16 protein-coding genes and 1 riboswitch are annotated in these 14397 nt (G+C 66.7%); of the genes, 5 read left to right on the top strand and 11 right to left on the bottom strand.

The features are described from left to right. Positions 1 to 183: 183 nt before the first annotated feature. The 4 genes from nusB to AC5P7E_RS17175 form a co-directional block, all read right to left on the bottom strand. Positions 184 to 663, bottom strand: a complete 480-nt coding sequence (gene nusB / locus AC5P7E_RS17190; protein ID WP_012479139.1) for a transcription antitermination factor NusB — start codon at positions 661 to 663, stop codon at positions 184 to 186. Next, a complete protein-coding gene (ribH, locus tag AC5P7E_RS17185) occupies positions 660 to 1127 on the bottom strand; it encodes a 6,7-dimethyl-8-ribityllumazine synthase (RefSeq protein WP_012479138.1) in 468 nt (155 codons plus the stop codon). The genes nusB and ribH overlap by 4 nt, the downstream gene beginning before the upstream one ends. A gap of 147 nt (positions 1128 to 1274) precedes the next feature. Beyond that, the gene (gene ribB / locus AC5P7E_RS17180) at positions 1275 to 2375 is read right to left on the bottom strand and encodes a 3,4-dihydroxy-2-butanone-4-phosphate synthase (protein WP_099472890.1); all 1101 of its coding nucleotides are present in this window, start codon (positions 2373 to 2375) and stop codon (positions 1275 to 1277) included. Next, positions 2372 to 2998, bottom strand: coding sequence for a riboflavin synthase (locus tag AC5P7E_RS17175; protein WP_049397406.1), 627 nt, complete (start codon positions 2996 to 2998; stop codon positions 2372 to 2374). The genes ribB and AC5P7E_RS17175 overlap by 4 nt, the downstream gene beginning before the upstream one ends. Before the next feature lie 74 nt (positions 2999 to 3072). Then, a riboswitch (FMN riboswitch) is annotated at positions 3073 to 3218 on the bottom strand. Between the two features lie 187 nt (positions 3219 to 3405). Between AC5P7E_RS17175 and AC5P7E_RS17170 the strand changes: the two genes are divergently transcribed. The 3 genes from AC5P7E_RS17170 to AC5P7E_RS17160 all read left to right on the top strand — a co-directional run bounded on the left by AC5P7E_RS17170 (position 3406) and on the right by AC5P7E_RS17160 (position 5587). Beyond that, complete coding sequence (locus AC5P7E_RS17170; RefSeq protein ID WP_005408058.1) at positions 3406 to 4026, top strand: hypothetical protein; 621 nt, start codon at positions 3406 to 3408, stop codon at positions 4024 to 4026. 152 nt (positions 4027 to 4178) lie between these two features. After that, positions 4179 to 5063 carry a hypothetical protein gene (locus AC5P7E_RS17165; protein WP_111193732.1) on the top strand — a complete coding sequence of 295 codons (885 nt, stop codon included), beginning with the start codon at positions 4179 to 4181 and terminating at the stop codon, positions 5061 to 5063. A gap of 164 nt (positions 5064 to 5227) precedes the next feature. Beyond that, on the top strand, positions 5228 to 5587 hold the full coding sequence (locus tag AC5P7E_RS17160; RefSeq protein ID WP_232622057.1) for a hypothetical protein: 360 nt from the start codon (positions 5228 to 5230) through the stop codon (positions 5585 to 5587). Between the two features lie 35 nt (positions 5588 to 5622). On the opposite strand, the gene ribD is transcribed toward AC5P7E_RS17160, so the two are convergent. From ribD to AC5P7E_RS17125, 7 genes are all read right to left on the bottom strand, one after another. Next, the gene (gene ribD / locus AC5P7E_RS17155) at positions 5623 to 6708 is read right to left on the bottom strand and encodes a bifunctional diaminohydroxyphosphoribosylaminopyrimidine deaminase/5-amino-6-(5-phosphoribosylamino)uracil reductase RibD (RefSeq protein WP_114619033.1); all 1086 of its coding nucleotides are present in this window, start codon (positions 6706 to 6708) and stop codon (positions 5623 to 5625) included. A 178-nt stretch (positions 6709 to 6886) separates the two neighbouring features. Then, positions 6887 to 7408, bottom strand: coding sequence for a transcriptional regulator NrdR (gene nrdR / locus AC5P7E_RS17150; RefSeq protein ID WP_004143350.1), 522 nt, complete (start codon positions 7406 to 7408; stop codon positions 6887 to 6889). Positions 7409 to 7557: 149 nt separating this feature from the next. Then, positions 7558 to 8007, bottom strand: a complete 450-nt coding sequence (locus AC5P7E_RS17145; RefSeq protein WP_012479131.1) for a hypothetical protein — start codon at positions 8005 to 8007, stop codon at positions 7558 to 7560. 27 nt (positions 8008 to 8034) lie between these two features. After that, complete coding sequence (locus AC5P7E_RS17140) at positions 8035 to 8454, bottom strand: hypothetical protein (protein WP_005412223.1); 420 nt, start codon at positions 8452 to 8454, stop codon at positions 8035 to 8037. 6 nt (positions 8455 to 8460) lie between these two features. Next, positions 8461 to 8934 (bottom strand): hypothetical protein, encoded by a 474-nt coding sequence (locus AC5P7E_RS17135; RefSeq protein WP_012479129.1) that lies wholly within the window; start codon positions 8932 to 8934, stop codon positions 8461 to 8463. Positions 8935 to 9058: 124 nt separating this feature from the next. Further along, positions 9059 to 10312 (bottom strand): serine hydroxymethyltransferase, encoded by a 1254-nt coding sequence (gene glyA, locus AC5P7E_RS17130; RefSeq protein WP_059036288.1) that lies wholly within the window; start codon positions 10310 to 10312, stop codon positions 9059 to 9061. Between the two features lie 186 nt (positions 10313 to 10498). Further along, positions 10499 to 10972, bottom strand: a complete 474-nt coding sequence (locus tag AC5P7E_RS17125) for an RcnB family protein (RefSeq protein ID WP_033834700.1) — start codon at positions 10970 to 10972, stop codon at positions 10499 to 10501. Positions 10973 to 11223: 251 nt separating this feature from the next. On the opposite strand from AC5P7E_RS17125, the gene ettA reads away from it, so the two are divergent. Then, the gene (ettA, locus tag AC5P7E_RS17120; RefSeq protein ID WP_005408049.1) at positions 11224 to 12888 is read left to right on the top strand and encodes an energy-dependent translational throttle protein EttA; all 1665 of its coding nucleotides are present in this window, start codon (positions 11224 to 11226) and stop codon (positions 12886 to 12888) included. Between the two features lie 101 nt (positions 12889 to 12989). Further along, positions 12990 to 14306, top strand: a complete 1317-nt coding sequence (locus AC5P7E_RS17115) for an NCS2 family permease (protein ID WP_024957255.1) — start codon at positions 12990 to 12992, stop codon at positions 14304 to 14306. The last annotated feature ends 91 nt before the right edge of the window (positions 14307 to 14397 follow it).

Genomic DNA, 14397 nt, shown 5'->3' with positions numbered 1-14397 from the left:
CATGGATGGGCGGCGGGCGCGGATGCCGACCAGGTGAACCGGCTGGGGGGGGTAGAGTCGACTGTCAGTCGACTGCTCTCCGGTCCGACACTACGACTGCTGATCGAAAGGCAGTCGACTGACAGTCGACTCTACCGAAGCAGATTCCCGCGCCGTTCAATGAACGATGCGGGACGCAGCGGGTCAGTGACCCGATTCGACCTTGCGCCATTCCACGGCGGCACGATCCAGCACGCCGTTGACGTAGGTGTGGCCATGTTCGGAACCAAAGCGCTTGGCCGATTCGATGGCTTCGTTGATCACCACGCGGTACGGCACGTCCAGGCGATAACGCAGCTCGTAGCCGGCCAGGCGCAGCACCGCGCGCTCGATCGCGTCCACTTCCTCGATGCCACGGTCCAGGTACGGGCCGAGGGCTTCGTCAATATCACGACGGTTGTCGAGCACACCGTGCAGCAGCGCCTCGAAATACGCCAGGTCGGCGATTTCACGGGCCTGCTCGTGGGCGAACTGGGCGATCAGCGACTGGGCGTTGCCGCCAGAGATCTGCCAGGCGTAGATGGCCTGCACGGCGCGACGGCGTGCGCGCGAGCGCAGCACCGGGTCGACGCCATCGCGGCGGACGGGTTTACCGGAGGGCTTGCCCTGGGTGTTCTTGTTCATGGCAGCTGCTCCAGAAGGTTGACCATTTCCAATGCGGCGAGTGCGACTTCCTCGCCCTTGTTGCCGTGGCTGCCGCCTGCGCGGGCCTCGGCGTCTTCAACGCGTTCCACCGCCAGCACGCCGTTCAGCACCGGCACGCCGAAGTCCAGCTGCACGCGCATCAGGCCTTCGGCGCAGCGGTCGGCCACGTGTTCGTAGTGGCGGGTGTCGCCACGGATCACGCAGCCCAGGGTGAGGATGGCGGCGTGTTCATGGGCGGCGGCCAGGCGCGCGGCCACCAGCGGCAGCTCCCAGGCACCCGGCACGCGGATCACGTCGATGTTGGCTTCGGCGATGCCGTTGCCGGCCAGGCTCTGGCGGGCGCCGGCGACCAGCGTATCGGTGATGCGGGCGTTCCAGCGGCTGGCCAGGATGGCGAAGCGCGCCGATTCGGGAGTGCGAAGATCGCCTTCGTAGTGGCTCATATGCGGCTTGGGGGATTCGATTAAGGGGTAATTCTAGCGTGGATGGGCCCCAGGGCGCCCGTGGGTAGTGCCGGCCGCTGGCCGGCAACCCGGGGAACATGGTTGCCGGCCAGCGGCCGGCACTACCGATCCCACGTGCGGTGGAGCTTACGGGGTGACCGTCTCCACCACTTCCAGGCCGTAGCCGGCCAGGCCGATCTGTCGGCGCGGGGTGCCCAGCACGCGCAGCTTGCCCAGGCCCAGGTCGGACAGGATCTGCGCGCCGGCACCGTTGCGGCGCCACTGGCTCACGTCCTTGTCCTTGCCCGGCACCACCGGCGCCGGCTGCTGGCGCAGGCGGGCGAGCAGGGCCTCGCCATCGCGCGGGGCCTGCAGCACCACCATCACGCCAGCGCCTTCGGCATCGATCGCGCGCAGGGCATCGGTGGCAGCCACGCCGAAATCGTCACGGCGCCAGTGCAGCAGGTCGGCCAGCGGGTTTTCCACCTGCACGCGCACCAGGGTCGGGGTATCGGCATCCGGCGTGCCGCGGACCAGCGCGAAATGCAGGTCGTGGGCGATGCGGTCGCGATAGGTGACCAGCTTGAAGCGGCCGAATTCGGTGTCGATCTCGCGCTCGTCCACGCGTTCAACGGTCTTTTCGGTGGCCAGGCGGTAGGCGATCAGATCGGCGATGGAGCCCATCTTCAGCCCGTGCTCGCGCGCGAACACTTCCAGTTCCGGGCGGCGCGCCATGCTGCCGTCCGGGTTCAGGATCTCCACCAGCACGCCGGCCGGCTCCAGCCCAGCCAGCATGGCCATGTCCACCGCGGCTTCGGTGTGGCCGGCGCGGGTCAGCACGCCGCCCGGCTGGGCAATCAGCGGGAAGATGTGGCCCGGCTGGTGCAGGTCCGACGGCTTGGCGTTGGGCTTCACCGCGGTACGGATGGTATGGGCGCGGTCGTGTGCCGAAATGCCGGTGGTGACGCCCTCGGCGGCCTCGATGCTGACCGTGAAGTTGGTCTGGAACTGCGCGGTATTGGCCTGCACCATCGGCGCCAGGCCCAGATCGGCGGCGCGGGTACGGTTCAGCGGCAGGCACACCAGGCCACGCCCGTGGGTGACCATGAAGTTGATGTCGCTGGCCTTGACCAGCTCGGCGGCCATGATCAGGTCGCCTTCGTTCTCGCGGTCCTCGTCATCGACGATGACCACCATGCGGCCCAGGCGGATGTCTTCCAGGATTTCCGGAATAGGGGCGAAATTCATGCTGCATCTCCTTGCGGGTGCTGACCGTTGGCCGGCACGCTGATCAGGCGCTCGACATAGCGGGCGACCAGATCGATTTCAAGATTGACCGCGCTGCCCACGCCAGCGGCGGAGAACGCGGTGTTGGCCACGGTGTGCGGGATGAGGGCGACTTCGAAGCCTTCATCGTCCACTTCGTTGACGGTCAGGCTGACCCCATCCACGCAGATCGAGCCCTTCTTGGCGATGTAGCGGCGCAGCGAGGCCGGCGCGGCGAAGCGCCAGCGCTGGGCACGCGCGTCTTCGTGGATGGACAGCACCTGGCCGAGACCATCGACGTGGCCGCTGACCAGATGGCCGCCGAGACGATCGGTCGGGCGCATGGCGCGTTCGAGGTTGATGACCGCACCCTCGCCGAGCTGGCCCAGCGTGGTCAGGCCCAGGGTCTCGGTGGAGGCATCGGCCTGGAAGCTGCTGGCGTCGAATGCGATGACGGTGAGGCAGACACCGTTGATGGCGATGCTCTCGCCCATCTGCACGTTGTCGAACGGCAGATTCCCGACATTGAAGGTGAAGCGGACATCGCCGCCGATGGGTTCGCGAGCGGCCAGACGGCCGACGCCTTCGATGATTCCAGTAAACAAGAAACGTTCTCCGCAGGATGTGAGCGAAAAACGCCGCAAGGCAAACAGGCGCACGCAGGGCATTCGCCCTGTGGCACCGTCTTCTTTCATCCGGACTATGACCGTCGGCTCCGGCATTGGACCGGATCTGCTGACCCCCGGCCGTGGGCCGGGGCGCTCGCGGGCTCGTGCTTGCGCACCTACCGCCGGTGGGGAATTGCACCCCGCCCTGAAGACGTTTGTATACCGGCGAACCGGCGTGACCAGTGTAACAGCCCAGGCTGAACGGGGTCGGATGCCGCAGCTGTGACGGCCGTCGCTCGCAATTTGTAAAACTTTCATTAAAATTCCGCCCCGGACGACATGATGTCGCCACGGGCAGCCGCGAGGGCAGGCCCGCCAATGGACTGAAATTCACAGGAATTCCCATGCGCAAGATCCTGATCGTGGCCGCCCTGCTGGCCGCCGCCCCGTTCACCGCGTCGGCCGACGCCCTGAGCTACACCTACGTTGAAGGTGGTTGGACGCAGGTCAAGGTTGACGACAACGCACTGGACGACCCGAAGGTCGACGGCGGCTACCTGCGTGGTTCGGTCGCGCTGGCTGAACAGGTCTACGTGTTCGGCGGATGGTCGCGTACCAGCAAGACCCGCCACTACGGCGAAGATTCGCTGAAACTGGAACTGAACCAGCCGGAGCTCGGCATCGGCTACCACATGCCGTGGACCGACCGCGTGGACTTCACCGCAGATGCCGCCTGGGTTCGCCAGAACGCCGAATCGACCCTGCGCTATGACGGTGTGCGTTACCACGGCAAGGACCACACCAACCTGGGCCGCGTCACCATGGGCATCCGCGGCAAGCCGTCGCGCATGACCGAAGCCTGGGCCAAGGCCGGTTACATGGACGGCGGCAACAACTACAAGGGCACCTGGGTCGGCACCGTCGGCGGCCAGATCAACTTCACCAAGACCTGGGGTCTGGTGGGCGAAATCTCCGGCTACCGCGACGTCACCCAGTACTCGGTTGGCGTGCGCGCCAGCTTCTGATCCAACGATCGCTCCTCGTCGTGCGATCGAACGGGCCCCGCAAGGGGCCCGTTTTTTTGTCCGCTGCACACCGTCACCTGGCTGCATCGCGCCATCGAAAGTGTGGGCAGATGCGCTAGGCTTGCGCGCGTCTCGAACAGGAAAACACCGTCATGAAGACCCCCACCCGAACCCTTCTGGCCAGCGTGCTGCTGTGCGCCCCGGTGATTGCCAGCGCGGCACCGGCCCAACTGACGCCCGAGCAGGCCTTCGACCTGTATGCACGCGTGCTGCTGGAAGACGACGCGGCCGCCACGCGCACGCTCAACGACGCACTGAAGCCGGCGTTCGAGGGCCAGGATGCCGTGACCCCGAACCCGGGTGCGCTGGCCAAGGCCTTGGCCGAACCCTGGCAGACGGTACTGGCCAGCACCGGCGCCAAGGTCGACGCTGCGGCCACCGAAGCGCTGTATGCCAAGGCGCTGCGCGATTCGAAGTGCCGCGCGACCAAGAGCGTGATCGAAGACAACGAATACGTTGAAGACCAGAAGCTGGCGCGGATCAGCTACAGCTGCCAGGTGCCCGACCTGGGCAAGGTCCGCCCGCTGTTCGCCGCCAGCCTGGCCGACGATGCCAGCCCGGCCGCGCGCAAGCAGTTTACCGATGCCTATACCCAGGCACTGCAGACTGGCGCGCGCGTTCCGGCCAGCGGCACCTTCACCCTGTACCCGGCCAAGGACAATGGCTACTGGTACAGCGGCAACTTCGATGATCTGGTAGGCACCGTGGCCAGTGCGCTGGCACCGTTCGAGGACTGGATGCAGGACGCGCAGGCGGCCAACGCGCCGAAGGTGACCGGCGTTCCGGGCTGCGACCTGTTGCTGCAGCAGCACCGCAGTTGCGTGGCGAAGATCGCACCGGACCAGATCAGCGGCGTGGATGCGATGGCCGAGGAATTGAAGGCCAAGGCGCAGGTGAAGTCGGCCGATGAGATGACGCAGGAGTGCAAGGCACTGCGCCCGATCGCCGAGATGATGTGGACCGACGCGTGCGCGTGAGCCACGTATAGAGCCGAGTCCGCGCTCGGCTCATCGTCGCCGACGACAAGGGCCACTGCACTTTCAGAACCGTTGCATGGCTCTGCGCGGCCTGCATGGTCAATGCTGTTGCCCTCTTCCACCGGGGCAACCGCATGAAACACCGTATGACGTCGACCTCGCTCATGTTGCTGGCGCTGATGGTGTGCTGGCAGGCCGAAGCGTCCAGGTTCAAAGCCACCAGGATCTTCGTCGTCAAACCCTCGGTTGCCTTTGAGTCAACCCAGCTGAGCGACAGGCACCTGGATGCGTGGATGAGCAATGACGACCACTGCCGCGATTTCCTGATGTACCACGATCAGTGTGCCGTGCTGGTACTGCCGGATGAGTACGACGACGGTTTTACGCGTCGCCAGTTGCGGTTCAAGGCGAGGCAACTGCCGGGCGAGGCGCTCGGCGCGTACTGCCGCGACCTGCATGTGCTGTGGAAGCAGCAGTGGAAGGGCCAGTGCCCGGTCGGCGAAGAAGACGACGAAGCGGCTTGACGCCAAGGGCCCAGCCCCTGCTCTGCGTCATTCCTTCATGGGCGCAGCAGCAGCCTGATGTCCCCACCCACCTGGCGCTGGTCAACCACACGCAGGCGGCGCTGCTGGTCCATCGCATTGATGCCGAGGCCGGCCAGCAATGGGCGTCCATTGTCGCCCAGCAGCGTGGGGGCCTGGTAAAGCAGCAGTTCGTCCACCCAGCCACCGCGCAGCAGCGCACCGGCCAGGGTGGCGCCGGCTTCGGTATGCACTTCGTTGATGCCACGCTCGGCCAGCAGCGCCAGCACCGCGCCCAGATCCAACCGGCCCTCTGCGCTGGGCACGCTGGCAAATTCTGCGTCAGCCGCATCCGGCGCACTCACCGCCGCATCGTGCATGTACAGCGTCGGTGCCCCGCCCTCGCGCACGCGGCCGCACTCGAGCGAACGCAGGCGCGAATCGAGTACCACGCGCAACGGTGGCATCACTTCGGTATCGGCCAGGCGCACGGTCAGCATCGGGTCGTCGGCCAGCACGGTGTCGGCGCCGGTCAGGATCGCACCAGCACGCGCGCGCCAGTGCTGCACGTCTTCGCGCGCGGCCGGGCCGGTGATCCACTTGGAGCTGCCATCGGCCATCGCGGTGCGACCGTCGACGCTGGCCGCCAGCTTCACCCGCAGCCACGGCCGGTTGCGCTCCACGCGCGATAGGAAGCCCTTGTTGAGCTCACGCGCCTGCGTCGCCATCAGTCCTTCGGCAACCTCGATGCCGGCGTTGCGCAGCAGATCGAAGCCACCGCCATCGACCTTCGGGAACGGATCGCGCATTGCGGCAACCACGCGCGACACGCCCGCTTCGATCAGGGCAAGCGCGCACGGCGGTGTGCGCCCGTAGTGCGCGCACGGTTCCAGGGTGACGTAGGCGGTGGCACCACGCGCCTCGCTGCCGGCCTCGCGCAGCGCGAACACTTCGGCGTGCGGTCCACCGGCGCGCTGGTGCCAGCCCTGCCCGACCACGCGTTCGCCATGGGCGATCACGCAGCCGACCATCGGGTTGGGGCGGGTGGTATAGGCAGCGCGCTCGGCCAGGCGCAGCGCGTTGGCCATGTGCAGGTGGTCGAGGACGGAGAACGAAGTGGTCATGCGGCCATGGTAACGCTGCCGGTGTGGATCCATGCCATCAGTGCCAACCAAGGTTGGCACCCACCAGAGCGAAGGAGATCCACGCCATCAGCGCCAACTGAGGTTGGCGCCCACCAGAGCAAAGGAGATCCACGCCGTCGGTGCCAACCAAGGTTGGCACCCACCAAGGCAGAGGCGGTCAGCCCTTCTTCTTCTTGGTCAGGGCGATGACGTCGCCCAGCAGCTGCAGCTGTTCGGTACTGGACGGCAGGTCGCGCTCCAGCTTCTCGATCTCCTCGCGGAAATCGGCCACGTCCTCGAAGCTGCGGTAGACCGAAGCGAAGCGCACATAGCCGACATGGTCGAGCTTGCGCAGTTCGTTCATGACGAACTCGCCGACCTTGATGGAGGGCACTTCGCGCTCGCCGCTGATGCGCAGCTGGTGGACCACGGCGCGCACCGCCGCTTCGATCTTGTCTTCGGCCACCGCACGCTTCTGCAGCGCGCGGTCAAAGCCAGCACGCACCTTTCGCTGGTCGAACGCCTCGCGGGTGCCATCGCTCTTGACGATGGCCGGCAGCTTCAGCTCGACTGTTTCCATGGTACTGAAGCGCTCGCCGCAGGCTTCGCATTCACGCCGACGGCGGATCGTCGCGCCGTCTTCAGAGACGCGCGAGTCGATGACCCGGGTATCGGCATGTTGGCAGAAGGGGCAATGCATGGAACGCCTGGCTCAGGGAAGTACCTATTGCCACGGTCATGGCAGCGTCGCAAAGGTACCTGAGAAGGGGCCCGGCAGCAAATGCTGTCTCCGCGGAAGTGCCTGCATTTCGGTCGAACCGAGCCTTCAGCGCGGTCAGCGCTGCGCGTTCAAGCGGGTGCCGGCGGCGCCGAGGCCGCGCGCGCCCAACGCAACCACACCAGGTGCCCTGCCATCACCAGCAGCGGCGGGCCAAAGCCGAGGAAGGCCAATGTAGAGATTTCCCCGTGCTTGAAGGTGAAGTACAGCGTGGCGGCAACGACGCCCAACGCGGCCAGCGCCCCCACCCCCAGCCCTACCCAGGCAACAACCGGGGAGTGGCGCAGGCCGGTGACACCGCGCCACAGGAACAGGCCGCTCAGCCACAACCAGGACAACGCGCCCAGGATTCCGGCCGACGACCACAGCAGCAACAGCCTGTGCTCGTCGCCCGTCAGGTACTTGCCGTCCCATACCACCATCAGCCCCAGCACGGCACCCGTACCGCCTGCCGCCACGGTGGGCAGGCCTACCAACAGGCCGGCGATCGCCATCCAGCGTTTGTGCAGACGCTCATCCATGCGTTCGATTTCCTTCCATGGGCCACGTCATGCGCGGCGTTTGATCCACAGCAGCATCGCGGCCGGCACCAGCATCGACGGGCCCAACAGCAACACGCCGATGCCTTCGGCGTTCACGGCGATGCCCCACCACAGCGCCAGCCCCAGCGGCGGCAAGGCAGCGAGACCACCCGCCAGCAGCATCCACCACCAGACCGGTCGCACCTGCAGCCCGGCACGCCCCTGCAGCAGAAAACCCGCGCTCAGCCACAACCAGGCCAGGCAGCCGGCAATGCCGGCCAGGCCCCACAGCGGCATCACCGTCACCGAGGCCAGCGTGCCATGGCCGAACTGGCCCAGCCCCATCAGCAGCAGCATTGTCGCCGCCGCGCCCCCCATCACCAGGCTGGGCAGACCGAACAGAACCGCCAGCGCGGTGTACAGGTACTTGAGGCGGCGCTCATCCACGCGGGCCTACTCCTTTGACCGTACCGGGCCGGATGGCTCGCCCAGGGCGTCAGCACGCAGCCGCAGGAGGATCAACATACCGGTGGGCACCAGCAGGGACGGCCCGGCGAACAGCCCGCTGAGCACGGACGAACCCAGCTCGGCGAAGTAATACAGCGCCATCGCCAGCAAGGGCAGGCCTGCCAGCACGCCCAGGCCCAGCAGCAGCCACCAGCGGCGTGATGCCATGTGCAGCCCGCGTGCACCATCGCGCAGCCAGACGATGCTCAGTGCGACCCAGGCCACGAGGCCGGCGATCGCGCACGATCCCCACGCGAACATGCAGGCGGCAAACCACAGTTTGTCCGCGTCCAGCGAGACGAGCCCGATCACCCCCATGACCACGGCGATGCAGGCGCCGGCACCGCCGAAGAACAGGCTGGGCAGGCCGAACAGCACCGCCAGTGCGATGTACAGGTACTTGAGGCGGCGCTCATCCATGCGCGGGATTCCTGATGACGGGGTCAGAGCCCTTCCCTGCGGGAAGGGATCCGAGCCCTGCGTCGATCCGGAAGGCGGGGTCGGATCCCTTTCCGCCAGGAAAGGGCTCTGACCCCGGCCCTGATCAGCCGTAGACCGGGTACTTGCGGCACTGCGCGCTGACGGCATCGCGCACGCGGGCAATGACGGCGTCATCGTTCGGCGCGTCGAGCACGTCGGCGATCCAGTTGGCCAGGTCCACGCAGTCCTGTTCGACGTAGCCACGGGTGGTCACCGCCGGGGTGCCCAGGCGCAGGCCCGAGGTCACGAACGGCGAACGCGGGTCGTTCGGCACCGAGTTCTTGTTGACGGTGATGTGGGCCTTGCCCAGCGCCGCTTCCGCGTCCTTGCCGGACACGTCCTTGCCGATCATGTCGACCAGCATCAGGTGGTTCTGGGTGCCGCCGGAGACGATCTTGTAGCCACGCTCGATCAGCGTACTGGCCATCGCCTGGGCGTTCTTCACCACCTGCTGCTGGTAGGCCTTGAAGCCCGGTTCCAGCGCTTCCTTGAAGGCCACGGCCTTGCCGGCGATGACGTGCATCAGCGGACCGCCCTGGATGCCCGGGAACACGATCGACTGCAGCTTCTTGACCAGGTCTTCGTCGGCGCCCCTGGCGACGATGATGCCGCCACGCGGGCCGCGCAGGGTCTTGTGGGTGGTGGAGGTGACCACGTGGGCGTGTTCCAGCGGGCTCGGGTAGACGCCTGCAGCCACCAGACCGGCAACGTGGGCCATGTCGACGAACAGGTAGGCACCGACCTTGTCGGCGATGGCGCGGAAGCGCGCCCAGTCGATCACCTGCGAGTAGGCCGAGAAGCCGGCCACGACCATCTTCGGCTTGTGCTCCAGGGCCAGGCGCTCGACTTCGTCGTAATCGATCAGGCCCTGATCGTTCACGCCGTACTGCACGGCGTTGAACAGCTTGCCCGAGGCGTTCACCTTGGCGCCGTGGGTGAGGTGGCCGCCGTGGGCCAGGCTCATGCCGAGGATGGTGTCACCCGGCTGCAGCAGGGCGAAGTACACGGCCTGGTTGGCCTGCGAACCGCTGTGCGGCTGCACGTTGGCGTAGTCGGCGCCGAACAGCTGCTTCAGGCGGTCGATCGCCAGCTGCTCGGCGATGTCCACGTACTCGCAGCCACCGTAGTAGCGCTTGCCCGGGTAGCCTTCGGCGTACTTGTTGGTCAGCTGGCTGCCCTGGGCTTCCATCACCGCCGGGCTGGTGTAGTTCTCGCTGGCGATCAGCTCGACGTGGTCTTCCTGGCGCTGGGTTTCAGCGGCGATGGCCTTGGCCAGTTCGGGATCGTAGGATTCGATGCGGACGTCACGCGGGAACATCGGGTACTCCAGCAGGCAGGGAAAGGGGTACGACTCAGCCCTCGATTGTAGCCCCGCGCCGCGCCACTGGGGCCGAAATGGACGGGGCCGGCATCCCCGAAGGAATCCGGCCCCGTATGGTTTCGAGGGATGTTGTGGGGTCAGAGCCCTTTCCGATGGACAGGGATCCGACCCCGGCCGCGATCCTCAGCGGCTGCTGAGCACGTACTGGGCGATCACACCGGTAGCGATGGCTACCAGCAGCATGTTGCCGCGGTCATCGCGGATCCACTGGTGCCCGTAGGGCGGGCGACGCAGGTTGTAGCGCGGGTAGTCGTTCACCACGTAGATCGGGCCGCGGTAGTAGTCGCGATAGCGGTGGCCGACCTTCCAGCCATAGCCCGGGCCGTAGGCCGGACGATAGACCACGCGCGGCGGTGCCGGGCGGTAGTAGCGGTCATGGTCGCGATGCCAGTCGCGGCGGTCGCGTTCCCAGTCGCGACGGGCCTCGCGGCGGTCGCGCTCCCAGTCGCGGCGGTCCTGGCGCCACTCACGGCGATCCTCGCGCCACTCGCGGCGATCGTGGTCGCGGCGATGGTCGTTGTCGGCGAATGCCGGGGCCACGGCGCCCAGTGCCAGCACAGAGGCCACGGCACTGGCCATTACTCGATTGATGCGCATGTCAGACCTCTGCTTGGTGGGTGGTGAGCCCATATTGCGCAACCGATCTGAACCGTTTCCGGCTGGAAACGCTTCCCGCTGCAGGACTGTGACCGAGTATTCAGGCGATAGCCAGCCCGGCGGCGCCTCCCGGGAGCGGCCCGGAACCGGTTCCGGCTATAATTGGCGGTATTCCATTCAGTCTGTGCCCGCTGCCGCAACGGGATCTACCCGTGACGGGTCGGGCGCAGGGCCGCGCCTACGGAGACCGCATGTCCTCGCAATACATCTACACCATGAACCGCGTGTCCAAGGTGGTCCCGCCCAAGCGGCAGATCATCAAGGACATCTCGCTGTCCTTCTTCCCGGGCGCGAAGATCGGCCTGCTGGGCCTGAACGGCGCCGGCAAGTCCACCGTGCTGAAGATCATGGCCGGCGTGGACACCGATTTCGAGGGCGAGGCCCGCCCGCAGCCGGGCATCAAGGTCGGTTACCTGGCGCAGGAACCGGAACTGGACCCGACCAAGACCGTGCGTGAAGCGGTCGAGGAAGGCGTGGGCGAAGTGCTGCAGGCCCAGGCCGCGCTGGAAGCGGTGTACGCCGCCTACGCCGAGGAAGGCGCCGACTTCGACGCGCTGGCCAAGGAACAGGAGCGCCTGGAGGCGATCCTGGCCGCTGGCGACGCACACACGCTGGAAAACCAGCTGGACGTGGCCGCCGACGCGCTGCGCCTGCCGCCGTGGGATGCCATCGTCGGCAAGCTGTCAGGTGGTGAAAAGCGCCGCGTGGCCCTGTGCCGCCTGCTGCTGCAGAAGCCGGACATGCTGCTGCTCGACGAACCGACCAACCACCTCGACGCCGAGTCGGTGGAATGGCTGGAACAATTCCTGGCGCGCTACACCGGCACCGTGGTGGCCGTCACCCACGATCGCTACTTCCTGGACAACGCCGCCGAGTGGATCCTGGAACTGGACCGCGGCCGCGGCATTCCGTGGAAGGGCAACTACACCGACTGGCTGACCCAGAAGGACGAGCGCCTGAAGCAGGAAGACAACCAGGAAAAGGCCCGCCAGAAGGCGATCCAGAAGGAACTGGAGTGGTCGCGCCAGAACGCCAAGGGCGGCCGCACCAAGGGCAAGGCCCGTCTGGCCCGCCTGGAAGAGCTGCAGTCGGTCGATTACCAGAAGCGCAACGAGACCAACGAAATCTTCATCCCGCCGGGCGAGCGCCTGGGCAATGCGGTGATGGAGTTCAAGAACGTCTCCAAGAAGTTCGGCGACCGCCTGCTGTTCGACAACCTGAGCTTCCTGGTGCCGGCCGGTGCCATCGTCGGCATCATCGGCCCGAACGGTGCCGGTAAGTCGACCCTGTTCAAGATGATCACCGGCCAGGAAAAGCCGGATACGGGCGAGATCGTGGTCGGCCCGACCGTGAAGCTGTCCTACGTGGACCAGAGCCGCGACGCGCTGGAAGGCAACCACAACGTCTTCCAGGAAATCGCCGGCGGCCTGGACATCCTCAACATCAACGGCATCGAGATCCAGTCGCGCGCCTACATCGGCCGCTTCAACTTCAAGGGCCAGGACCAGCAGAAGATGGTCGGTTCGCTGTCCGGTGGTGAGCGTGGCCGCCTGCACATGGCCAAGACCCTGCTGCAGGGTGGCAACGTGCTGCTGCTCGACGAACCGTCCAACGACCTGGACATCGAAACCCTGCGTGCGCTGGAAGATGCGCTGCTGGAGTTCCCGGGCAACACCTTCGTCATTTCGCATGACCGCTGGTTCCTGGATCGCATCGCGACCCACATCCTGGCGTTCGAAGGCGACTCGCACGTGGAGTTCTTCCAGGGCAACTACCGCGAGTACGAAGAAGACAAGCGCCGCCGCATGGGCGACGACGCCGCGCCGAAGCGCCTGCGCTTCAAGGCGCTGAAGTAAGGCAACCGGAAAGGCCGCGCTCGCGCGGCCTTTCTCATTTTTGCAATGTGTACCGACCATGCATGCCGGCCAGCGGCCGGCATCTACCCATGAGCGACCCCATGTCCCTGTTCGAGCGCCTGTTCCAGCTGCAGCAGCACGGCACCACCGTGCGCACCGAGCTGCTGGCCGGTGTCACCACCTTCCTGACGATGTCCTACATCGTCTTCGTGAACCCCGAAATCCTCGGCACCACCGGCATGGACGCGGGCGCGGTGTTCGTGGCCACCTGCCTGGCCGCCGCACTGGGTTCGGCGGTGATGGCGCTGGCCGCCAACTTCCCGGTCGGCATGGCACCAGGCATGGGCCTGAACGCGTTCTTCGCCTTCACCGTGGTCGGCGCTGCCGGCCTGCCTTGGCAGCAGGCACTGGGTGCGGTGTTCATCTCAGGCCTGGTGTTCCTGGTGCTGTCCCTGACCGGAGTACGCGCGTGGCTGGTATCGGGTATTCCCTCATCGCTGCGCTCGGCCATCGTGGCCGGCATCGGCCTGTTCCTGGCGATCATCGCGCTGCAGAAGTCCGGCGTGATCGTCGGCAATGAAGACACACTGGTGGCGCTGGGCCCGTTGAACACGGCGCCGCCGCTGCTGGCACTGGCCGGCTTCCTGCTGATCGCGGTGCTGGAAGCGCGCCGCATCCGCGGTGCGATCCTGATCGGCATCCTGGCCGTGACCGGCGCTGGCTGGGCATTGGGCGACGTGCAGTACCAGGGCCTGGTCTCGCTGCCGCCGAGCCTTGCACCCACCTTCCTGCAGCTGGACCTGCCGGGCCTGCTGCACCATGACGGCGGCGCACCCATCGCAGTACTTCTGCAGGTGGTGCTGGTGTTCGTGCTGGTGGAGGTGTTCGATGCCACCGGCACGCTGTACGGCGTGGTCGGCCGTGCCGGCCTGCTGAAGCTGCCGGGCGCGCAGAAGCGTTTCGGCCGCGCGCTGCTGGCCGACAGCACCGCCATCGTGGCGGGTTCGATGCTGGGCACCAGCAGCACCACCGCCTTCGCTGAAAGCGCCTCGGGCGTGCAGGTAGGCGGCCGTACCGGCCTGACCGCGCTGGTGGTGTCGGCGCTGTTTCTGGCAGCGCTGCTGTTCTCGCCGCTGGCGTCGATGGTGCCCAGCTATGCCACCGCGCCGGCCCTGTTGTTCGTGGCCGGCCTGATGCTGCGCGAACTGGTGGAAGTGGACTGGAGCGACCTGACCGAATCGGTGCCGGCGGCGCTGTGTGCGCTGGCGATGCCTTTCACCTACTCGATTGCCAACGGCCTGGCGTTCGGCTTCATCGCCTATGCCGCGCTGAAGGCGGGTACCGGGCGCTGGCGCGAAGTGCATCCGGCGGTGTGGCTGGTTGCGGTGCTGTTCACCCTGCGCTACGCGTTGGAATAAGCGGTAGGCGATGCCGGCCAGCGGCCGGCACTACCAGATGGTGATTCACCTGCCATCCGGGCGCGATGCCGGCCAGCGGCCGGCACTACCG

The organism is Stenotrophomonas sp. YJH_SMC_25 (assembly GCF_059369595.1).
This window is presented reverse-complemented; position numbering and strand designations above follow the sequence as displayed.